This window comes from Vibrio sp. L5-1, from assembly GCF_021728315.1.
GTDB lineage: Bacteria > Pseudomonadota > Gammaproteobacteria > Enterobacterales > Vibrionaceae > Vibrio > Vibrio splendidus_K.
This window is the reverse complement of the sequence record NZ_JAKKCQ010000002.1, coordinates 574,110-595,526: the sequence shown is the minus strand read 5'-3', so window position 1 is coordinate 595,526 and position 21,417 is coordinate 574,110. Positions and strand designations below refer to the sequence as shown.

The 21,417-nt window shown below is 44.2% G+C and carries 21 protein-coding genes and 1 pseudogene; 11 read left to right on the top strand and 11 right to left on the bottom strand.

From position 1 onward, the window contains the following. Positions 1 to 70: 70 nt before the first annotated feature. The 3 genes from L3V35_RS09470 to L3V35_RS09460 all read left to right on the top strand — a co-directional run bounded on the left by L3V35_RS09470 (position 71) and on the right by L3V35_RS09460 (position 2,200). A complete protein-coding gene (locus L3V35_RS09470) occupies positions 71 to 637 on the top strand; it encodes a DNA-3-methyladenine glycosylase I (protein ID WP_017093177.1) in 567 nt (188 codons plus the stop codon). Positions 638 to 746: 109 nt separating this feature from the next. Next, complete coding sequence (locus L3V35_RS09465) at positions 747 to 1,739, top strand: winged helix-turn-helix domain-containing protein (protein WP_054546638.1); 993 nt, start codon at positions 747 to 749, stop codon at positions 1,737 to 1,739. After that, on the top strand, positions 1,730 to 2,200 hold the full coding sequence (locus L3V35_RS09460) for a hypothetical protein (RefSeq protein ID WP_054546637.1): 471 nt from the start codon (positions 1,730 to 1,732) through the stop codon (positions 2,198 to 2,200). Before L3V35_RS09465 ends, L3V35_RS09460 begins: the two co-directional genes overlap by 10 nt. 86 nt (positions 2,201 to 2,286) lie before the next feature. Here L3V35_RS09460 and L3V35_RS09455 read toward each other — a convergent pair whose 3' ends face one another. Together L3V35_RS09455 and cls are read right to left on the bottom strand one after the other, a co-directional pair. Then, positions 2,287 to 3,471, bottom strand: coding sequence for a cystathionine beta-lyase (locus tag L3V35_RS09455; protein ID WP_017094405.1), 1,185 nt, complete (start codon positions 3,469 to 3,471; stop codon positions 2,287 to 2,289). 183 nt (positions 3,472 to 3,654) lie between these two features. Then, positions 3,655 to 5,109 (bottom strand): cardiolipin synthase, encoded by a 1,455-nt coding sequence (cls, locus tag L3V35_RS09450; protein ID WP_004734615.1) that lies wholly within the window; start codon positions 5,107 to 5,109, stop codon positions 3,655 to 3,657. Between the two features lie 367 nt (positions 5,110 to 5,476). On the opposite strand from cls, the gene L3V35_RS09445 reads away from it, so the two are divergent. The 4 genes from L3V35_RS09445 (at position 5,477) to L3V35_RS09430 (ending at position 10,580) form a co-directional block, all read left to right on the top strand. Continuing rightward, on the top strand, positions 5,477 to 6,910 hold the full coding sequence (locus L3V35_RS09445) for a sodium-dependent transporter (protein ID WP_017093179.1): 1,434 nt from the start codon (positions 5,477 to 5,479) through the stop codon (positions 6,908 to 6,910). Positions 6,911 to 7,123: 213 nt separating this feature from the next. Continuing rightward, positions 7,124 to 8,740 carry a methyl-accepting chemotaxis protein gene (locus L3V35_RS09440; RefSeq protein ID WP_054546635.1) on the top strand — a complete coding sequence of 539 codons (1,617 nt, stop codon included), beginning with the start codon at positions 7,124 to 7,126 and terminating at the stop codon, positions 8,738 to 8,740. A 179-nt stretch (positions 8,741 to 8,919) separates the two neighbouring features. Then, the gene (locus tag L3V35_RS09435; protein ID WP_004734618.1) at positions 8,920 to 9,618 is read left to right on the top strand and encodes a TIGR01621 family pseudouridine synthase; all 699 of its coding nucleotides are present in this window, start codon (positions 8,920 to 8,922) and stop codon (positions 9,616 to 9,618) included. Between the two features lie 8 nt (positions 9,619 to 9,626). Continuing rightward, positions 9,627 to 10,580 carry a class I SAM-dependent methyltransferase gene (locus L3V35_RS09430; RefSeq protein ID WP_237299475.1) on the top strand — a complete coding sequence of 318 codons (954 nt, stop codon included), beginning with the start codon at positions 9,627 to 9,629 and terminating at the stop codon, positions 10,578 to 10,580. Between the two features lie 76 nt (positions 10,581 to 10,656). On the opposite strand, the gene L3V35_RS09425 is transcribed toward L3V35_RS09430, so the two are convergent. The 5 genes from L3V35_RS09425 to L3V35_RS09405 form a co-directional block, all read right to left on the bottom strand. Further along, positions 10,657 to 11,274 carry a CDP-alcohol phosphatidyltransferase family protein gene (locus tag L3V35_RS09425; RefSeq protein WP_017083285.1) on the bottom strand — a complete coding sequence of 206 codons (618 nt, stop codon included), beginning with the start codon at positions 11,272 to 11,274 and terminating at the stop codon, positions 10,657 to 10,659. Then, complete coding sequence (locus L3V35_RS09420) at positions 11,264 to 11,914, bottom strand: ATP-binding cassette domain-containing protein (protein WP_102557723.1); 651 nt, start codon at positions 11,912 to 11,914, stop codon at positions 11,264 to 11,266. The genes L3V35_RS09425 and L3V35_RS09420 overlap by 11 nt, the downstream gene beginning before the upstream one ends. Further along, a complete protein-coding gene (locus L3V35_RS09415) occupies positions 11,880 to 13,580 on the bottom strand; it encodes a thiamine ABC transporter permease (protein WP_237299473.1) in 1,701 nt (566 codons plus the stop codon). Before L3V35_RS09415 ends, L3V35_RS09420 begins: the two co-directional genes overlap by 35 nt. A 5-nt stretch (positions 13,581 to 13,585) precedes the next feature. Then, a complete protein-coding gene (locus L3V35_RS09410) occupies positions 13,586 to 14,752 on the bottom strand; it encodes an ABC transporter substrate-binding protein (protein ID WP_065205520.1) in 1,167 nt (388 codons plus the stop codon). A gap of 426 nt (positions 14,753 to 15,178) precedes the next feature. Then, the gene (locus L3V35_RS09405; RefSeq protein ID WP_017057112.1) at positions 15,179 to 15,625 is read right to left on the bottom strand and encodes an META domain-containing protein; all 447 of its coding nucleotides are present in this window, start codon (positions 15,623 to 15,625) and stop codon (positions 15,179 to 15,181) included. 187 nt (positions 15,626 to 15,812) lie between these two features. Here L3V35_RS09405 and L3V35_RS09400 point away from each other — a divergent pair. Continuing rightward, positions 15,813 to 16,069, top strand: a pseudogene (locus tag L3V35_RS09400) (DUF1289 domain-containing protein). 109 nt (positions 16,070 to 16,178) lie between these two features. Beyond that, positions 16,179 to 16,346: a hypothetical protein gene (locus L3V35_RS09395; RefSeq protein WP_017079018.1), complete on the top strand. Its 168-nt coding sequence runs from the start codon at positions 16,179 to 16,181 to the stop codon at positions 16,344 to 16,346. 74 nt (positions 16,347 to 16,420) lie between these two features. Here the strand turns inward: L3V35_RS09395 and L3V35_RS09390 are convergent, their stop codons facing one another. The 3 genes from L3V35_RS09390 to L3V35_RS09380 all read right to left on the bottom strand — a co-directional run bounded on the left by L3V35_RS09390 (position 16,421) and on the right by L3V35_RS09380 (position 18,576). Continuing rightward, positions 16,421 to 16,723 (bottom strand): thiamine-binding protein, encoded by a 303-nt coding sequence (locus tag L3V35_RS09390; protein ID WP_017065764.1) that lies wholly within the window; start codon positions 16,721 to 16,723, stop codon positions 16,421 to 16,423. Between the two features lie 142 nt (positions 16,724 to 16,865). Further along, the gene (locus L3V35_RS09385) at positions 16,866 to 17,087 is read right to left on the bottom strand and encodes a hypothetical protein (protein WP_004734659.1); all 222 of its coding nucleotides are present in this window, start codon (positions 17,085 to 17,087) and stop codon (positions 16,866 to 16,868) included. A 250-nt stretch (positions 17,088 to 17,337) separates the two neighbouring features. Beyond that, complete coding sequence (locus tag L3V35_RS09380) at positions 17,338 to 18,576, bottom strand: DEAD/DEAH box helicase (RefSeq protein WP_237299471.1); 1,239 nt, start codon at positions 18,574 to 18,576, stop codon at positions 17,338 to 17,340. Positions 18,577 to 18,831: 255 nt separating this feature from the next. Here L3V35_RS09380 and L3V35_RS09375 point away from each other — a divergent pair, with 255 nt between their 5' ends. Continuing rightward, the gene (locus tag L3V35_RS09375; RefSeq protein ID WP_237299470.1) at positions 18,832 to 19,458 is read left to right on the top strand and encodes a LysE family translocator; all 627 of its coding nucleotides are present in this window, start codon (positions 18,832 to 18,834) and stop codon (positions 19,456 to 19,458) included. Between the two features lie 218 nt (positions 19,459 to 19,676). Then, the gene (locus tag L3V35_RS09370) at positions 19,677 to 20,033 is read left to right on the top strand and encodes a hypothetical protein (RefSeq protein ID WP_004734656.1); all 357 of its coding nucleotides are present in this window, start codon (positions 19,677 to 19,679) and stop codon (positions 20,031 to 20,033) included. A gap of 155 nt (positions 20,034 to 20,188) precedes the next feature. Here the strand turns inward: L3V35_RS09370 and L3V35_RS09365 are convergent, their stop codons facing one another. Beyond that, entirely contained in the window at positions 20,189 to 21,313 is a 1,125-nt protein-coding gene (locus L3V35_RS09365) for a M14-type cytosolic carboxypeptidase (RefSeq protein ID WP_004734655.1), read from the bottom strand. Between the last annotated feature and the right edge of the window lie 104 nt (positions 21,314 to 21,417).

The window sequence follows — 21,417 nt, the reverse complement described above, 5'->3', positions numbered from 1 at the left end:
CTAACCTTTGAAATAATGCCCCTATTTGGGGCATTATTTTTCTGTACGATTACTAAAAGAGACTATCGAAATGGAAGCGAATACAGTTGATAGAACGTGTGCATGGGCGCTTAAACATGAGCTAGAAAGGGAGTACCACGATGCAGAGTGGGGCGTGCCTGTTTATGATGACCAAGTTCTGTTTGAGTTCATTACTTTAGAAGGCGCTCAGGCGGGTCTTAGCTGGATTACTATCCTTAAAAAGCGCGAAGGCTATCGTGCTGCGTTTGATAACTATGATCTCAACAAGCTTGCAGCGATGAACGAAGACAACGTGCCTCATATCATTGAAAACTTCGATGTGGTTAAGCATAAGGGCAAGATCGCCTCTGTATACGGTAATGCTCGAGCAACGCTTGAACTCCAGAAAGAGTTTGGCTCTTTATCAAATGCTTTATGGCAATTTGTCGATAACAAGGTGATAGAGAACAACTGGACTGAGATGTCTCAAGTTCCCGCTTCTACCGAGCAATCTAAAGCTATGAGTAAGTTTTTGAAGAAGAGAGGCTTTAAGTTTGTAGGGGAAACAATCTGTTACGCGTTTATGCAAGCGACAGGTATGGTTAATGATCATCTAGAAGGTTGTCCACACAAATAAAAGTGTTATTTCTCGTCGCGAAATAATTGCGTGAGAATTGGAAAATTTACTGGTCATTTGTAAACTATTCAATATCATATGCGACCGAATTCAAACCTAGAAGACGATAGTGAAACAACAAATCTACCAAATATGTGATGCTAGTTATGATCCCTTGCTTAGGCAGTTTGTGCGTGAAGATGGCCACGTAGAAACTATTGCGCCGTTAGAAGGTAAGGTGTTTCTATTCTTGCTTGAAAATGCTGGCGAGTGCATCGAGCGAGGTCTGATATTTGATAGGTGTTGGGGCAATGTAATTGTTTCAGAGCAAGCGCTGACTAACGTTATCTCAAAGATTCGAAAAACACTGTCTAGGGTAACTTGTGGTTGCGCGACGATTCGTACCGTTAGTAAGACGGGGTATTCTCTTGAAATCGACGAGTTGAGCCGGTCCACAGTAACTGAAGAGGTGCCTTCTCAAGCGAGTAAAGAAGTCTACGAACTCGGTGTCTCGCTTGCCGATTCTACGTTGAAGCAAAACGTACCTTTGTCCCAAGAAATGTCCCAAGAAATAACCCAAGACCCGTTAACAATAAATGAAGTCTTGATTGATGCAGATTCTGCGAAAGTTGTTTCTTCCGAGCTACCTAGTGACTCACATCTAGACCAGAGTGCAGTTAAGCAAGAACAGGCAAATGTCGTGTCTAATAGACACCTAGCTAACGCCGGTTATTTGCTCGCTTTGGTTTGTGTCGCAGTAACGGCATTTAACCTTTTCCAAGCCTACTATACGCCTCTGCCTTATTTTATTGATAAAGCGGAATATCGTGACAGTTACACCGACAATACCAACCACTACTTCTTCCATATTGCTCATAATGACTCCTATTCGTTGCCTGCGGTTACTCAAAAGCTTACAGCGGTGATACCGAGCCACTGTAACGTTGATGTATTTGTCCGCATTTACCCATCAGTCGACCAACCCGAAGATGACGCGTTATACATGTTGATTCAAAGGAAAGATGGTGAGGTTCTGAATTATAGTGCTTCGGTTTTCAATGTAGAGTCGTCTTTTGATTCCTTTGCTCAGTATATGAAGAAGAGGAGTTACTTTTGCGACTAATTGGTTTACTCATTTTGATGGTAATTGCTGCGGCAAGTTTTTTGCCAGAACAGAACGTATTAGCGGGCACTCGATGGCATTGTAAAACGATTAAAACTGATTTTTTATCTCAGGCATTCCAACCATATCAATCGCTTTATGAGCGTATAAGCCTTACTTTTCAATCTGACCATACCTTTAGCATGAGAGAGTTTGTGACGATTACAGAGCAAGACGGTAAGGAGAGTACTATGGAAAATCTGTATTTCGGGCACTATGAGCTTGATGGGAATAATTTGTCGATGAGCATTATAGATGTGAGAACGGCGACCCCTTTCCATGATCCAATTATTAACAATGAATATAGTGAGTATAAAGGGGTGACGATTGATTACGCTATTGCAGTTAAGGATCAGTCTTTGTACTTGTTCAATGAACACCGCTCTGAAATTTTCAATTGGGCGTGCTTTGACGTTCAGTAGCTTTTTAAAGCGATGTGTCTAATGCGCTAATCTAAAAAAGGCAGGAATATCCTGCCTTTTTGGTCTGAGTCTGCTAACGCTTTAAATTAAACGAGCGCGTTGTAACGCTCCAATCCTGCCTCTAGGTCCGCAATCAGATCGTCAACGTCTTCTAAGCCGATATGAACACGTACCAAGGTTCCAGCGAAGTTAGGGTTCGCCACTGTTCTTAGACTATCAAAGCTGTTCGGTTCGTTCGCTAAAATCAAGCTTTCAAAACCACCCCATGAGTAACCCATACTAAAGTGCGTCATACCATCAAGCAGCGCGGTGGTCGCTTTTGTATTTGAGTTCTTCAGCACGAAAGAGAACAAGCCATTACCACCAGTGAAATCTCGTTTGAAGAATTCATGGCCTGGGCAAGACTCAAGGGCAGGGTGACGAACATGATCAACCTCAGGTCGAGTCTCCAGCCATTTTGCGACTTTCAAGCTGCTCTCTGCATGTTGGCGTAGTCGAACGTCAAGAGTACGAATACCACGAAGGGCAAGGTAAGCGTCATCTGGTGATACACATTGCCCCATCAAATAGCTCTGTTCTCTTAGTTGATCCCAACACTTCTCGTTGGCAACAGCCGTACCTAACATCACATCAGAGTGACCAACAATGTATTTGGTCGCAGCTTGAATCGAGATATCAACGCCAAAATCAAACGGTGAGAAGTTCACACCAGCAGCCCATGTGTTATCGAGCATCACGATGATGTCGTGTTCATGAGCAATACGCGCTAGCGTTGGAATGTCTTGCACTTCCATGGTGACTGACCCAGGAGATTCGGTAAACAGCACCTTAGTGTTTGGCTTAATAAGGTCTTGGATGCCTTCACCGATCGTTGGCTCGTAGTAGGTCGTCTCTACACCCATCTTCTTCATGATGGTGTCACAGAAATCACGCGTCGGTTCGTAGCAGGTGTCGACCATCAGAATATGATCGCCTGTTTCTACAAAAGAAAGAATGGCATTTGAAATGGCCGCAGTACCACAAGGGTAAAGTGCACAGCCTGCGCCGCCCTCGACTTCAACCATGGCATCTTGGAAAGCGAAGTGAGTGTTGGTTCCACGGCGTCCGTAAAAAAGCGTTTTATTAGCGCGATTAATCGTAGCTTTACGCTTTTCTTCTACTGAGTTGAACACGACAGTAGAAGCGCGCTGTACTGGTGGGTTAACGACACCATTGGTCCACTTCTTATCACGACCTGCAGTGATCAGTTTAGTGGTTTTGTTCTCGGACATGCTGTGAATTCCTTATCAATCGGTTATGTCCTATTTAAAACATGCCAATAGCATTCAAAGCAAGAGCAGAGGGGGAGTTTTTATGCTTTTCTTTCGCTTTTTAACCTTTCACGTCGTTTATCGTGAAAGGTCAAAAATCTGATAAGCAGAGAGATATGAGTCGCAGTGGGTCCATTGATTGGATTACAGCAGTGGATTGAACAAATAGAACAATCGTTCGAAGAAGCGGTTACGTAAATTTCTCTGCTCCCATTGCTCCAATTCCACTGGATGAGATGATTCAATATAGGATTGCTGCAAATCAAACAGTTGCTTAGTGAAGTGCACGTCATCAACGGCTAGTGTCACTTCGAAGTTTAGCCAAAGGCTGCGCATGTCGATATTGACCGTTCCGATTAAGCAAAACTCTTCATCAATCACTACCGATTTGGTGTGAAGAAGGCCACCGTAAAATTCGTAAATCTTAACGCCAGCTTCAAGTAACTCTGTATAGAAAGCACGAGAAGCCCATTTAACCATCAATGAATCGTTGTTGTGTGGAATGATCAGTTCGACGTTTACGCCCCTTTGTGCTGTCATTTTTAGCGTTTCTAACAAGTCGGCACTCGGTACAAAATAAGGTGTAGTGATGCGCACAGAACGATTGGCTTGATTAATGGCAATAGTCAGAACTTGTAGGATCAAATATTCCGGCATACCAGGACCTGACGGAACGACCTGAACCGGATGGTGCGTCATTATTTCTTCAATCGGGCATTCAGGTAAATCAGGAAGAATGCGTTCGCCTGTTTCTACTTCCCAATCCCAACCATGAATAGCCGAAAGTACGTTAACGGTTGGCCCAGTGACTCGGACCATTACGTCGATCCATTGACCAACGCCTGAACTCTGTTTGAAATGCGCCGGATCCACCATGTTCATTGAACCGGTATAGGCGATGGATTCATCAATGACGATGATCTTACGGTGCTGTCTTAAATCAAGGCGACGTAAGAAAATACGCCATGGGCTTACTTCTAATGCTTGCACAACTTGCACACCAGCGTCTTTCATCATTGAACGCCAATGGCTTTTGAAAAAGCGTGGACTACCTGCTGAATCGAGTAAAACCTTAACATCTACGCCACGTTTGGCCGCTCGAATCAGTGCAGAGGCTACGGAGTCGGTTAGACCACCAGGATGCCAAATATAGAAAACCATTTTGATACTGGTTTGTGCGTTTTCTATATCTTCGATAATTGCGTGAAGGATCTCATTGGGTGAAGCTTGCAGTGAAAGTGTGTTTCCACTAAGTGCAGGGATACCCATTCGATTGTTACAAAGCTCATCAATCTTGTGGATTGGGGAGCCAACTTTACCTGGGAGGTGAACCTGACAATCATTTAATTGGCGGAACCAATCACCGAACGGAGTAAACATGCGATGTGCGCGCTCAGCCCTCTTTCTACCTAGGTTTAGCTCGCCGAAAAGGAAGTAACAGGCCACGCCAACAATCGGGATAATGTAGATAACCATCAACCACGCGAGAGAAACGCTGACAGAGCGTCGTTTTAGTACGACACGAAAGGTCACACCGGCGACGAGAACCCAGTACAAAGCAACGGAAGCTAAAGTTAAAAAATGGTAGAGCTTTTCCACATTGAATACTCGAAAAAAGAGACACTTAGATAGTAATGCTATTTTGAGGATATGGGAATTTAAGGAATCAACTATTTACAAAATAGAGCAAAAGCTGTAAACAGGTTATAGTTGTTAAGTTTTGGTTAACTTAAGACGAAAACGATTGTTTTGTATAAAAAGACGGCATTTAACCATAAAAATTTACATTGGTAACGAAATATGTACGGTTCGGACTTCCAATTTTATTCTTAAACTGGTTTACTTGCCATACAACGAGCGTCAATCAAATCTTTTAAGTGTGTAAATTTTTTTATACACCTTATCTTTTAAAGACGCCACCCAAAGCAAAACACAACATCACACAACACAAAAGTTTGGAGTACACGTGGCTACTAGTAATACAACCACAACACCCCGCGATACCTGGGGTTCGAAGTTAGGATTCGTAATGGCTGCAGCAGGTTCTGCTGTTGGTCTAGGTAACATCTGGAAATTCCCTTACACAGCAGGCGAAAGTGGCGGCGGTGCATTCGTTGCAATTTACCTGTTTTTTGTAATCTTCATCGGTTTCAGTGTCATGCTGACTGAATTTGCGATTGGCCGTCACACGCAAAAATCAGCAGTAGGTGCATTTAAATCAACTGACCGTCGTTGGACGTTCGCCGGTGTTATCGGCGTAGTCAGTGGCCTACTTATCATGGGTTTCTACCCTGTAGTAGGTGGCTGGTCTATCGCATACATCGGTAAGATTGCTGGTGGTCTACTAGACGCACCTGAAGCAATCGGTGACAGCTTCGGTGGCTTTATCTCAAACCCAGTTCAACCACTTATGTGGATGGGCCTATACCTATTACTTAACGTTGTCATCGTTATGAAGGGTATTTCTGGTGGTATTGAGAAAGCGGGTAAGATTCTGATGCCACTTCTTTTCATTATCCTTATCGTGGTATCAATCAAAGGCCTAATGCTTCCGGGCGCGATGGCTGGTCTTGAATTCCTATTCAGCCCTGACTTCTCTAAAGTAGACAGCGGTGTAATTCTAGCTGCACTAGGTCAAGCATTCTTCTCACTATCTCTTGGTATGGGTTGTATGTTGACTTACGGTTCTTACCTTAAGAAGAAAGAGAACCTAGTTCAAACTACAGCTATGGTTACGGCGATGGATACAGGCGTTGCTATCCTAGCGGGTGTTGCAATGTTCCCTGCAATGTTCGCATTCGGTATGGAACCTGCAGCGGGTCCTGGTCTAGTATTCGTTGTTGTTCCTCAGCTATTCGCTGAAATGGGCGGCGTAGTTGGTCTGCTATTTGCTCTAATGTTCTTCGTTGGTCTAAGTGTTGCGGCACTGACTTCTTCAGTATCTCTACTTGAAGTTGTAGTTTCTTACCTAATCGATGAGAAAGGCATGAAGCGTGTGACTGCAGTACTGTCTGCAAGTGTAGTTATGGCGATTCTATGTATCTTCGCTTCTCTATCACTTGGCGGCTTCGGTCCAACATTGTTTGGTACTGGTGCATTCGATATCTTCGACTTACTAACGGATAAAATCTTCCTAGCAGTTGGCGGTATGTTGGTATGTATCTTCGCTGGTTGGAGACTAAACCGTGCTGACCTAGAGAAAGAAATCACTAACGATGGTGAAGTATCTTTCCCACTATTCGGCCTATGGTACACACTTGTTAAGTACATCATCCCAGTAGCTATCGCTATTGTAGCGTTCATGGGTATCTCTTCTGGCTTCGACAGCGGTAAAGGTGCAATCATGCTACTAGGTATTGGTATTATTGCTGGCTCTGCGGTCATCTCTAAGAAGTTATAGTTCTAAGAAGCTATAGCTCTTAGAAACCATAGCTCTTAGTAGCTACAATCGCGAGTTAAAGTAAGTTAAGAAACGGGAGCCATTGGCTCCCGTTTTTTTATGCTACTAACTTAATTATCAAAGAAAAATAAATACTTAAAGTTATTGGTCTGGTAGCCGATATAATGAAAAGTAATAGCTGATTGAGCTGTATTTTATTTAAGTAGGTGTTGTGTGAAATTGTCAGTTAGGAAGAAGTTGTACGCTGGGTTTGGCTCTATATTGGCGGTACTTGTCACGTTAGTCGGTATTGTATGGATAGAAGTCATTGGAGCTCACAAGAGCGCTGATGAAATTAGGATGGATGATGTCCCGGGAACGGTGACCTACCTTGTATTGATAGATGAGGCTGGGGATGTTTATCGCGATGCACTTGGTGCGATTACTCAGGCCGACAATGCGCTTAATGATTATCGAACCAACAAGAATGAATTTGCTCAGGCTATTAAAGAAGCAAAACGTTTAGAGAGTAGAGGTTCAGAAGACCATCGCCGTATTGAGCGAATTGAAGACCTGATGGGGCGCTTTACTCAAGAGTTTGAATCTAAGCTTGTACCTATGATCAACGATGAGTCTGCGCTGTTATCGAATATCCAGCAGCTTCGCTCCTTATATGAGAGCAATCTAATCCCGGTTGAAAACTTACTGGATCAAGCGTCTGCAAGTGAGCGTGCCGATACAGAACAATCGCTACTTGTATTAACCGATTCGTTTACCACCATCGAACGCACTATCATGGTGTTGTCTGCCATTGCGATTGTGTTTGGTTGTGTGATTGCGTATGTATTGTCTAGCTCTATTACTAACCGTCTAACTCGTGTTGAACAAGTTGCGCGACGCGTGGCAAATGGCGACCTTACCGCTGGAGATATTGTTGATAATTCTGGCGATGAACTGGCCGATCTTGCCACGTCGATTAACCAGATGCAGAAATCTTTGGTCAACCTATTAGGTTCAATTTCTTCTGTGACGAACCAAGTTCAATCGGTGACAGGTGAGCTATCATCAATCAGTCAAGACATCGTTTCTGGTGCCTCTGCACAAGCTGATAAAGCTAACCTGATTGCGACTGCCGCAGAAGAGCTAAGCTTGACCATTTCTGAAGTCGCGCAACAAGGTACTTCTACTTATGAAGAAGCGCGTCGCTCAGAAACGTCAGCAGAAGATGGCCGTAACGTGATTGTTGAAATGGTGGCAAGTATCCAACAAGTATCGACTCAAATGAGTGACATGTCGGTACAAATGAATACGCTAGGTTCACATGGCGAACAGATTGGCAGTGTTATTAAGGTAATCGAAGACATCGCTGGACAAACCAACCTACTGGCGCTGAATGCTGCGATTGAAGCGGCACGTGCTGGTGAGTTTGGACGTGGCTTTGCGGTGGTTGCAGATGAAGTACGAGCATTGGCAGAGAGAACGACCAAAGCGACTCAAGAAGTGTCTGGTATCATTCAGTCGATTCAATCTGGTACGCAAGAAGCGGTGACTTACACTCAAGATAACTGTCGTTTAGTTGAGATTGGTGTAGAGCAAAGCTCTGGCGCAGTTTCGGCGCTAGAAGCGATTGTAAGTGGTGCTGGCAATGTACAAAGCATGGTCAATTCTATCGCTACTGCGGCAGAAGAACAGACAGCGGTGACCAAAGAAATTGCAGCGGATATTACGGCGATCAGTGATATTTCTGAGCAGTCTTTGCAATTGGCGACTCGCAGCTCTGAAAATACCTCAGGCTTGAACGCTAAGGTTGCCGAGCTAGAAGCATTGGTGGGTAAGTTCAAACTTGCTTAGTGTGTGTGGCTTTGTTCTATTTGCCGAATGCTAATCGAGTAAAGACCAAGCACTGATCGCTACTTGCTGAAAAGAAGCCCAATGATTCAATATTTATTGAGTGAGTTGGGCTTTTTCGTAGCTGGAATCTGGATTCAGACACGGTATACTCCACGTTCTACAATGGAGCTAGCCTTTAAATGTTCGACATTCTTCTGAACCACTCTGATTTTTTACTCATAAACAAACATCCTGGCGTCAGCGTCCATAAAGACGATGGCGATACCATGTTGTTGCAAGAAGTTGCTAAGGCAATCAACGAGCCGAAGTTATATCTCGTTCACCGCCTCGATAAAATGACCTCAGGTATTCTGCTGTTAGCAAAGAATGCCTCGGCAGCGAGTGAGCTTTCACAGCTGTTCGCAAAGCGTGAAGTCGAGAAGTACTACCTTGCGATTGGTTCGAAGAAACCAAAGAAAAAGCAGGGGCTGATTTCAGGAGATATGGAGCGTTCACGACGCTCAAGCTGGAAGTTACTGACAAGCAAAGAAAACCCAGCGATTACCCAGTTTTTATCTGCAACGGCTGAACCCGGTGAGCGTCTATTTTTATGTAAACCCTATACGGGGCGAACTCACCAGATCCGTGTTGCGATGAAGTCGATCGGCTCAGCCATTGTTGGTGACCCTATTTATAATCCATCGAGTGAGGCCGACAGAGGTTATCTGCATGCCTTCGCGATTCGATTTACCTATCAATCACAAGCCTACGAATATGTCTGCGATCCAAGAAGCCTAAACTCCTTGGGCGAGAAGTGGCATCAAGAGATCGTGTCTAATGGTTTAGACAACTGGCTTGAACCTTGGTCATTAACTTGGCCAAAGCTAAACACTAAGTGAGTGAAATAATGGAAGCATCAGCTTTACCTCTGTTTTTTAGTCATATTGAACAGCAACTTAATGAAGTGCCGAATGAACTACGCCGTATTTTTCACGGTCGTGGTAAGTTTTGGCCAGGCCTAGATCAACTGACATGTGATTGGGTTGATGGGCAGTTATTGGTTAACGTATTCAAAGAAGTGGATGATGAGTTCTTATCATCTCTTAAAGCTGGATTGGTTGATTTGACTAATAAAGACATCTGGCAAGCAAAGCAGGGCACCAGTATTGTTCTGCAACATCGTTATGCCGATGGTGCGCCGTCAGAAGTTTTATGGGGCGAACTTAATGACTCACCCGTTGTGGTTGAGCACGGTCTTAAGTACCAACTAGACATTGGCCGTAATCAGAACTTTGGTTTGTTCCTCGACATGCGTAATGGTCGCCAGTGGGTACAAGACAATGCTAAGGATAAGAATGTTCTTAACCTGTTCGCATACACTTGTGGTTTCTCAGTAGCGGCTATAGCTGGTGGCGCTCGTCAATGCATGAACGTAGATATGTCGCGCGGCTCGCTAAACAAAGGCCGTGATAACCACCGTTTGAATGATCACGACATGCGCTCGGTTAACTTCCTTGGCTACGATATATTTAAGTCGTGGGGAAAAATCAAAAAGGGTGGCCCTTACGAGTTGGTTATCATCGACCCGCCTTCGTTCCAAAAAGGCAGCTTTGCTTTAACTAAAGATTACAAAAAGATCTTACGTCGCTTGCCTGATCTTCTGACAGAAGGCGGAGAAGTGATTGCTTGTGTTAACTCACCAGCAGTATCACCAAACTTCCTAATTGAGACGATGGCAGAAGAAGCGCCTAGTGTTGAGTTTATCGAACGTTTAGACAACCCACCTGAGTTTGTCGATGTCGACCTTGATTCAAGCCTAAAGGTATTGAGATTTCAAATTAAAGCCTCTACTGACGCTTAATTGAATTTCAGAATCAGCTAAAAAACGCAGCTCATATGAGCTGCGTTTTTGTTTATGAGGAATGCAGAAATTCACATTAGTTGGTTTGATTCTTGAGTGTCTGAAACCCAAAATAAATACGCATAAACGTAGTCAGCCAACACGCAGCGCCAAAGGTATAAGCGATAACTGCAAAGTGTTGAGGCCAAATACAGAAAGCAATGAAACAAGCGATGGTTTCTGTGCCTTCGGTTAGTCCAGACATGTAATAGAGAGACTTATGTTTATAGACTGGGTTTTCAATGCCTCGCTTACCAGCCATAACCGCAAACGCTAAAAAGCTGCTGCCAGTGCCGATAAAAGAGAAGATCAAAAATGCACCCGCAATGGCGTTGTGTTCTGGGTTGGCGATCACAAAGCCAAAGGGGATTAATGAGTAGAAAAGAAAATCGAGGCTGATGTCGAGGAAACCGCCCGCATCACTAATGCCTTGGATTCGAGCCAAGGCCCCATCAAGCCCGTCACAAACCCTGTTAAATACAATAAACCCTAACGCCCATTCGTATTGTTGAAATGCCAATGCTGGAAACGCTAAACATCCCACCACAAATCCGAATAACGTGGTTTGATTGGCCGTGATACCAAATTGGTTCAGTAACTTAGCCGACTGATTTAATGGCCACTTAATGACCTTGATGGAGTACTTATCCAGCATGGTTACTTCTCCACGGCCAAGACAGAACTTTTGCCCCTTGAGGCACATCAGCTTGGTCGTGCGTCACCATTAATGTCGGAATATTCGCTTTAGTGAGTTGCTCAAATACCCAGTCGCGAAACTGGGCTCTGAGTTCTTGGTCGAGCTTACTAAACGGCTCATCAAGCAACGCCAATTTCGGTTTCGCCAATAGCATACGAGTTAAGCTAATTCTCGCTCGCTGGCCGCCAGATATTTGGTCGGGAAACGACTCAGCCAAGCGGGTCAGTTCAATGTCTTTTAATGCTTCCATTGCTTGTTGTTGGCGATCTGAACCCTTAACCGAGTTTGGTAACGAAAAGGCCAAGTTCTCCCATACTTTTAGGTGTGGAAACAACAAGTCATCTTGAAACAGAATGCCGACTTCACGCTGATGTGATGGGATCTCGTCTAGCTGAATATCGTTCAAAATAACGGTGCCAGAGTATGAGAACTCGTCATTCAGGTGACCCGCGATGGCATCTAACAACGTCGATTTTCCGCAGCCGCTTGGCCCCATCAACGCCAATATTTGGCCTGATTCTAATGTTACGTTTAGCGCTGAAAACAGCGATTCGCCACCGTTTTTATGGATGGCGAGGTCGTTGAGGTGCAGACTCATTAGTAAGAAAACCTTTAAAAGTAAGACGGCGATATCTAAGTTGAAGTCGGCTGACTAATATCGCTAAAGAGAAAAAGAACAGAGGCAACAAGGCCTGCCAAATGGCATAAATTGCGGTTACCCTGCGGTCGAAACCACTGGTTAGGGCAACGGCTTCTGTGGTGATGGTGCTAATACGACCAGCACCGAGCATCAATGTCGGTAAGTACTGAGCTAAGCTCACACTGATCCCAACCGCCCAAGCGAAGGCGATGGCGGGCAATAATATAGGCAGCTTGATCGAATACCAGCTTTGAAATGGCGATTTACCCAAGCTCAGTGAAGCTTTTATCAGCCCATCGTTGAAGCTTTTCCATGGGCCGTCCAAAGACAAGTACACAAATGGAAAGGCGAAGAAAACATGCGCCCAAATAACCCAAAGCTCATAGGCACTACTGCCAATGTATAGAGTGGTGATTTGCATGCCGAACAACACCGACAGTTGAGGTATCAACATTGGAATAGCGATAATAAAGCCTGGGACTTGCCACTTGTATTTGATTCTGTATTCGTGAGCAACCAACGCAAGCAACAAAGCGATTGAAGCAGCAATCAGACCAATCCATAAGCTTTGACCAACGGTGCTCATGATGCCATCCCACTCGAACTCCCAGAAGCGCATGCTGTAGCGACTAGGCAGTAAATCAGGGAAGCGCCAGCGCTGCGCAAAACTCCAGATAATCATCAATGGAATGATCATCAGTGACAAAGCTGCAAGAGCTGTGAATACCGTTTTCCCCGGAAGGTTTGCTCCTGTTCTTCCTGAATACTGCCAAGTTCTAAAGTACTTAAGAATTGCCCATTCAACTAAACGCGCCAAGGCGATGATCAACGAAGCCAAGCCAAACAAAACGATCGCACCAGCAGCAGCTCGTGGTAGTAGATTAAGATCTGGGTCGTTGAACCATTGCCATACCAAAACGGCAAAAGTCTGTGGGTTGGTTGGGCCAATGATCAGAGCGATGTCGACAACCGATACGCTATAGGCGAGCACAGCCAGCATTGGGAAGCGAAGCTTAGTAAACCATTGAGGGAAAATACACTTCCACCAGATCTGAGCGCGGCTGTAACCGAGTGATGCACTCACCTTAGTGATACGTTCTACATCGATTTGTTGAAGTATCGATATGCTCATCAGCAACAAGAAAGGAACTTCTTTGAGTGCGAGCATAATGATTAGGCCAAACGCGTAAGGATCTTTGATCAGCAAAGCCAATTCAGAGCTTGTAGCCGATTCACCAAGTAAGTGATGCACGGCTCTTGCGCCAAGCCCTGTTGGGCTAAACAGAAAAGCAAAGCCGATAGCGAAAGCCACATGCGGAATGGCAAGCATTGGCGATAGCGTTAGCTCAATCTTTCTCCAAAACTTGTTTCCCCAAGAAGCCTGAAGAATACAAAAGGTCAGGAAGCAGGCAATGTAGCTGCTGGCGACCGCTGAACCTAGGCTTAAGCCAATAGAGTGCCAAGCCCCTTCCCATTGAAAGACTTGGCTAAAGCCGTTGAGTGTTGGCTTCTCTAAACCTAGGGGCGGGATGAAACTCAGTGACGAAGCCACGACTCCCGCTACCCCAGGAATGGTTGGGATAATGCACACAGCTATAACAACAAAATATAGAGCGCGAAGCATGGAGGTTAGTTACCGTATCGTTTAAGCCACTCTTTCTCGAGCGCGTTTTGCCAACTAGGATGCGGTTCATCAATCGATTTAAATTGCTGAGTATTTTTAGCGCTGCCGGTTAGGTACTTACTGCTCAATACAGAAGGGTCACCCCAGACATTGAGGTCACCTTTGCGAGATTGTGCTTCTGGGCTCAACAAGAAGTTGATGGTCACTTGAGCACCCGCGGTTGCATTGGCATTCCAAGGAATCGCAAGGAAGTGAATGTTAGACAGAGCGCCGCTTTCTAACGCATAAGCCTTGGTGGTTTCCGCTAGGCGGCCACTTGATTGTGCTGAATATACAGAGTTTGGATTGAACGTAATCGCGAGGTCGAGCTGTCCGTCATCCAGAAGTTGAATGCTTTCAGATGTACCTGCAGGAAATTGCTTTCCGCCTCTCCATGCCACTTTATGGAATTTATCTAAGTAAGCCCACAGTGGTTCCGTAACTTCTTGGAAGGTATCTTCTGAAACGGGTTTAGCAAGCGCAGGACTGTTGTTTGTTAGCTCAATCAGTAGAGACTTAATGAAGCTCGTACCGTGAAACTCTGGTGGGCGCGGGTAGCTTAAGCGATTCGGGAAAGCCTGAGCGTAGCTCAACATCTCTGAAAACGATTGTGGCGGATTGTGCAGTGTTTCTTGGTCGTGGATGAAGACAAGTTGCCCAACGCCCCAAGGTGCCTCCAAGCCTTCTGTCGGCTCCGAGAAATCGACATCGATCGGCAAAGACTTATCCACGTACTGCCAGTTTGGAAGTGTTTGAGTGAATGGTCCAAACAACAAGGCATTTTCTTTCATTGAACGGAAATTCTCACCGTTAATCCAGACGATATCGACACTGCCTTCAGTGTTCTTTCCTGCCGCCTTTTCTGCGAGTAAGCGAGTGGTAGTTTCTGCAATATCGGTTACTTTCACATGTTTTAAGGTAACACCGTACTCACTTTGTAATTTCTTGCCCGCCCACTGTAGGTAACGATTGATTTCTTGGCTACCGCCCCAAGCGTGAAAGTAGACAGTCTGTCCCTCTGCCTGCTGTTCGATTTGGTTCCAGTTATTGGTTGATGTTGCTTCATCAGCATAAATGGTTGCGCTGTATGCAACGGTTGCCATGATTCCTAACGTACTTACTATCTTGTTCATAAACTTTTCCATTTGGTAGTGAACGGGTAAGAGCATTGTTATTTAGAACTTCCTAGGACGTGTTGACCTTTCGCGGCTAACGAAAGATCAACACGGCCTAATAGTTATTCTATCTGTTTCTGAAATAATTTCTAATTCAACAGTAAATTCAATCAATTACTAGGGTGTGCTGATCTTTTTTGGTTGAACTTTGTTCGATATGCGATCGTCTCGAAAGCTCGACAGACTCTAGGCTCTTACCATCCTAGCAATAGACCGATAAACCAGTGAATTTATTGCATCTAAATGAGAGATATTTGAGGTTTATTGGAGGTTGGTACGAAAAGTAGGCGATGAGTGTTAATTTTGAAGGTGTTGTGAGGATAAGCAGGCAATAAAAAAGGAGCCATGAAGGCTCCTTTAATCAATATCTATTTCGAGAACGGATTAGTTTACCCAATCACGAATTGTGTACGTTAGCGTATGTACATCGTTTTTCAGTACTAGCGTATCGTTTGTTAGTGTTACGTCGCTCCACTCGCTTAGAGTAGCAGAAACCGATTGTTCGATTTCCATCGCAGAGCCGTGACACATTTTCATTGTCATGCCCATTTGCTTAATGCGGAATTGACCGTCTTTCAGCTCGCCTTGACCGAAGAAGTTGTTACAACCAGCCATGCCGTTTGCAGTCATCTTTTCGCCGATCTCTAGACGAGGAGCTGCTTGGTCTTCGTTTTTCACAATGTCCTTGCCATCAATTTGCGCAAGTTCCCAATTATGGTGCTGTAGATCGGTTGGTGTTACTTGCATCGCGTTGTCACCTGTTGTTGTGCATGCTGCTAGCATCATAGGTAAAGCGGCTACTGCTAGTAATTTTTTTGAACTAAACTTCATATTATAAGGCTCCAAAGGAAAGAACGAAGTTACCGAATAAGTGTAACTTGATGGGTTCAAAGTATAGTTTACAAAACACTATATGTGTCAGTATAAGGTCATAGTTTAGTATGAATTTCACGAGCTGGGCGACAAGTTAATCGCTTATTTTTTAATTAGTAAGCTCGATTTTGATGTGTAAGGAGGCATGGTGGAGCAGTTAGAGTTTTTCCAAGCCCTTGCGTTGGGGTTTGCTCAAGCGATGATAAAGGCTATTGCAATGGTTGTATGCGCAAAAGAGAAGAGCGCTTTAATTGGATGTCGATGACTCCGTCAGAACAATTGCACGTGATTAAGCTGTGTCGTCAGCGCTATCGGAGGAAGATAATGAAGCAAAAAAACTTGGTTGGTAAGTCGGTCGACGAAGAGGGAAATACAAGTCCCCAAAGAGATCTTTTCGGTTAAAGAGGAAGTATCAAGATTTTATTTAACTCCGAAGTAACTATTACTTTACATAATGGTTGGGGTGTAATATTAAGGTAGGTACCTTTGTACCAGAAGGAGTGATGTCGGTATGAATAAAAAGAACGTAAAACTCAAAAAAGAACCGGTTAAAGCACTGGATCGAAAAAACATTGGGGCCAAAAATGACCCTGAAGAGAGCCCGCGTGATTGGCATTCGATGTCAGAAGAAGAACGAATGGAAATCCTTTCTCACCTTTCAGACATGCCTTTTCAATAACATCACTGGTTCTTCAGAGTCTTTCTTAAAACCCTGTTTTCTTAAATAAACAGCTTTCTGAAATAAACATATTATTAAACAAACATGTGATTCGCTTTCGTTACACCACGATGGTATGTACAAAATGTATCATCGGCCTCGGTGGTTTTACTATGAATCTTAATGTTAGTTATCACTTCTACAGCCCCTGCATCGTAACAAGCTTGCTCTGCCTTTTTAACGATATCGAGTAATTGATTGAGTTCACCTTTCATTGTGGTTTCCATCGCACCAACTTGAAAAGGCACATCGGCTGCTTTCACAACTTCAATGGCTTTATCAACTACTTCGAAGTTGTTGCCTTCTTTAACGCGAGGGATCACTTGGAAGGCAACCATCACTTCTTTTTCTCTTTTTAACTCAGACACTTTCTGCTTACTCAATGATAGGGATTTGTTGCAGATGATAGGTTAATGCTGAGATAAATTCTACAACGGTTACGCTGCTTTATTTATGACACGAGTGACTGGAGATATCGGACTACTTGCTACCCCAGTGGTCGCTAACCCAACCACCAATATGCTCATCAAAATGACTACCACTGAACCTCTGGTTGCGTTCCACCGAGGTATCACAGTCGTCTTTGTTGTCGATTAGGTTTTGTATGTAGTTTGCCATTGGGTCATTGGAACTCTGACGATCTCGGCGAGTAGCCACTTCCTTAATCAGTTGTAATCGATATGTAGAGCTTGCACGTTTCATTTCAATGACCTCCCAGTTTTTAGACACTAATAGAAAAATCTAGTTGCCAGATATAGGGGCGTCAACGTGATCAGAAAGTATTTTTTTTGAGCAACCAAGAATCAATACCTTGGCATCATAATTCACAAAAATGTCATTTAAATTGGCATTTTGTCTGAGTCGATAGGTTGTGATCTTACATCTGATTGCATATAAAAAGCCCAGTGCAAACTGGGCTAATCGACTTTCTATGGTTATTTTGAAGAACTGGCTATTTCGAAGAACTTGGCTTGCTCTTAAATTGCTTAGCACTTTTCTTCTTTGCGGTTCTTCGGTTAGCCATTTTGTCTTTAGGTGGACGTTTGCGAGCTGTCGCTTCCGATGCAGGTTTGTCTGTAACAGGAAAACCTTCTAATGCTTGTAGCACAAGAGGCTTATTGGTCAGAGTACGAATCGCATTCAAGTAGTCAGTTTCGCTATGGCTAACCAGAGAGATAGCGCAACCAGTGCTCCCTGCTCTTGCTGTGCGACCAACTCGGTGTACGTAAGTTGCGGAGTGTGTCGGTAAATCAAAGTTAATCACGACAGGCAGCTGATCAATATGGATGCCGCGAGCCATCACATCAGTCGCGATAAGCACACGGGTCTCGCCATTTTTGAAACTCTCTAATGCTTGCTCTCGTTCTTCTTGGCTCTTATTTCCGTGTAACGCACTCACATTGATTTTAGATTTATTCAATCGCTTGGTTAATGCGTCGGCATTGTCTTTCGCACCAATGAACACCAATACTTGCGGCCATGTGTGTTGATTGAGTAGGGCAATGAGCGCTTGAGCCTTACTGCCTTTGTTCACTAAATACAGAGTTTCTTCAATAGTCGCGACCACGCTGTTTTCTTGGTGTGTCGTGACTTTAACTGGATTTGAAAGAAGCTCTTCAGCTTGCCCCACTAATTCGGGCGGAAGTGTCGCCGAGAATAACAACGACTGGCGTTTACTAGGCAGCGCTGCGGTAATCGCTTGAATATCTGGCCAAAAGCCCATGTCGATTAGGCGATCGGCTTCATCAAGAACCAATGATGAACACTGAGCGACATCCAGTTCACCACTTTTGATTAAAGCAAGTAGACGCCCCGGAGTAGCGATTGCTAATTGTGGTTGGGTTAGTAATTGTTGCTGCTGATCATCAGTATTCACGCCACCGGTTAAGGTTACAAATTTGATATCGAGCGCTGTCGCGACCGGCTCTAAAGATTCAGTCACTTGAGACGCGAGTTCACGTGTCGGGACGATGATAAGCGCTTGCAGTCCATTCACATCATGGTTGATGTTGTTCAGCAAGGGTAAGCCGAACGCCAATGTTTTTCCGCTACCCGTTTGAGCCAACGCAAGTACGTCTTTACCCGCAATAATTGATGGAATTACCGCTTGTTGTATCTCAGTCGGTTTGTCGAATTGAGAAGGGATCGTTGTGACGGTTTTTGCGTTAAGGGTGAGGCTATCAAATGACATAAATGAACCAAGTATCAAAATGGAGGTGGAGTCTAACAGGGCTATAAATGTTAGAGAATGAGTTTTGCTGCGTTACAGGATAAACGGGTGAATTATACACGTTAAATTTAAGCGTTATCCATACAACTGGAACTAAGGCAAGCGAGCTAAGCTAATTAAACGTTGGGCATATTGTAATGGTATTGAATGGACGTACAATACCCGCCCTAAAACGATCAAGAAATGAATAGGAAGCTTTAAGGAAATGAGAGCGAAATGAGTTGGGAAAGTATCTGGCTGTTTATTGTCATCGTGTTTTTTATTGCCATTATTCCAGGCCCAAATGCTCTGTTGGTATTGAGCACGGCTTTAACTCAAAGAAAGTTGTTTGCGTTTATTAACGTGTTGGGTGTGTCATGCGGGTTCTTGTTTCATGCGTTTGTTTCTGCGAATGGCATGAGCTTACTGTTATCTCAGACTCCAATGGCCTTTGAGGGACTGAAGTGGGTGGGTGTCTTGTACTTAGTCTGGCTTGGTTATAATCATTTTCGAGCGGCACTGCGAGCTCAAGAGGGCGTGCTTGCTATAGTGAGTGCATCGAGCAGTAAGCTTTATAACCAGTTTTTCAAAGGACTCCTCACTAATCTACTTAACCCTAAAATTGTTCTGTTCTACCTTTCGATATTCCCTCAGTTTGTTTCTAAGGGTCACATTGTGTCCGACAGTTTAATGCTGGGCGCGATACAGGCGACAGTGGTTGCTACATGGTTTTTGGTTGTCATTTTGATGGCTGATACGTTTAAGAAATTATTGACGAAAAAGCGCACGTCTCAATGGATGAACATTGTGTGCGGGTTGTTGTTTGTTGGCTTCAGTATTCAGTTGGCGCTGTTTCAGCTTTAGGGTTCATAGTTAATAATCGACCCCCTAGCATCTACGACTCATATCTCACTTTTTACTGAATGCTCAGCAATCCTTGTTTCTGTGCATAAATCTCTAAAGCATTAGCTCGTAAAGTCGATATAATGGTCAGATATCAATTCAGTGAATGTGTTCGTTCGAAATCCAATTGAAGCTAAAGGCTATTGCTTGACCGAATAAACAGAGACAGGGAGTCACAGATGAGTGAAGAGTTATTCACCCAGAAACGCAAATATTACCGCTTGAAGTACCCAAAAAAGGCACGTCCAGTGATGCGAATTAAGGATGAGCTTTTTCATGTGAGTGAAGTGTCTGAAAAGGGTGTGCGCTTGATGATGCGTAACATCATTCCTGTTTATCGAGGCTTCTCAATGGCGGGCAGTTTAAGACTGCACGATAACAACACCATTGATATTAGTGGTGCAGTGCTGCGACAAGAAGGCGATGAAGTGATCGTTCAGTTGTTAGAAGGACCAAGCTTCAAAGATATGGTGTCAGAACAAAGACATATTAGACAAAGATACCCAGTATTTTTTGCTAGCCTCAGAGTGGCATAGAAAGCTTTTAAAGTTAGATGCCTTAAAGCCCAAGTCACTCCTTTAGATCCGATATTAAAAAGCCCAGCACTTTCACAAGTGCTGGGCTTTGCTATATATCTAAGAAAACTAACTATACGGACAAACTAAGGCGCTTAGCCTGTCCATGGTTCGTTTTATAGCTCGTCTACTGTTGCCCAAACCGCTGCTAGCATGTCGTGACCAAATGCAACACTACGCTCTGGAGACCAGCCGTAAAGTTCGTCAGCGTGGCTGATGTGATCTTTAAATGGCATCTCGACAGTGTAAGCCAGACATTTGAACTGCTCGCCGATCCAGTTTGTGCCGACGGTCATATTTGCTTTGCCCGGTTCGTCTTTATCGTAACCAAATTCATCTTGGAATTCTGGCGTGATAGTTAGAAGAGCTTGCTTGAAGTGATTCTCCAGTTTTGCAATGCGCTCGTTGTATGAAGGTGTGCCTTCGCTACCTGCAACAAAGTTATATGGAATCGCTTCGTCGCCATGAATGTCTAGGCACAGATCAACGCCAGTTTCTAGCATGCGCTCGCGCACAAGGAAAACTTCAGGGCTGCGTTCTAGAGAAGGTGATTGCCATTCACGGTTAAGGTTTACACCAATCGCATTAGTGCGCAGGTGACCACGGATGCTGCCATCTGGGTTCATGTTCGGTACAACGCGGAACACAACGCTGTCTAGAAGAGAGCGACCGACTGTGTCTGTCTCATCAAGCAGGCGTTGCAGCAGACCTTCGATTAGCCATTCAGCCATAGTCTCGCCTGGGTGTTGGCGACCAATAACCCAGATGTTTTTCTTCTCTTCACTTGGCTCACCAATGGTTAGCAAAGTGATGTCATTGTTGTCTAGCGTGTGACCTAGAGTTTCAAGCTTACAAGCCGGGTGCGTTTGAGCACTGTGCAGAAGATCCTGGTGACGATCGTATGAGTACGGCGCGAAGTACGCGAAGTACATTGAATCGTGTTCAGGGATGATATCAAAGCTTAATGTATCGCCATCGAACTGAGATGGAATTCGGAACCACTCTTCACGGTCATAAGATGCTACAACATCATAATCTTTCCACCCATCAGGGTAAGCAGATGTTGCCAATTGGCCGATTTCAAAGTGGTGAGCTTGTTGAGCTTCGCTTTCTAAACGGAAGTGAAACCACTGAGAGATTTCAGTCTGGTTGTCTGCTGGGATAGTCAGTTGAATATTTTGTGGTGAATCTGCTGAAACGACGTGAATGTTGCCGCTTTCGAAATTGCTGAAAATTTTCATTGTAGTTTTTATCTCGTAGTTGAGTTGCCGTAAGACTAGCACACTTTTTTTCGAGCAAACCACTAACTAAATCGTAATGAGATGTTATTTCAATTCTCAATTTT